The following is a 207-nucleotide window of genomic DNA, read 5'->3' as shown; positions in this document are numbered from 1 at the left end:
CTTGGCTCAGTAAATGGGAAGTAGCTTGGTCGCAAGCGAACCTTCAACTGATCACCAAACAGGTTTTGGGCAACTACTTCCAACGTCCCTTTCAAGTCAGCCATCGTCACGTGCTCACCGACAACCAGTCCTTCTACTTGGTGGAACTGATGACTGTGCGTGGCATCATCAGTATCGCGCCGGTAGACCTTGCCTGGCGAGATCATC

Annotated in this window: 1 protein-coding gene; it reads right to left on the bottom strand. The window is 52.2% G+C overall.

Features of this window, described 5'->3' with window-relative positions:
- The coding region (locus LI126_RS15605) for a tRNA ligase subunit PheS family protein (RefSeq protein ID WP_442919980.1) at positions 1-207 on the bottom strand (207 nt) is incomplete at both ends.

It is taken from the genome of Mediterraneibacter sp. 210702-DFI.5.30 (assembly GCF_020560115.1).
GTDB lineage: Bacteria > Bacillota > Clostridia > Lachnospirales > Lachnospiraceae > Mediterraneibacter > Mediterraneibacter faecis.
The sequence above is the reverse complement of the archived record's forward strand: the minus strand, read 5'-3'. Positions and strand labels throughout refer to the sequence as shown.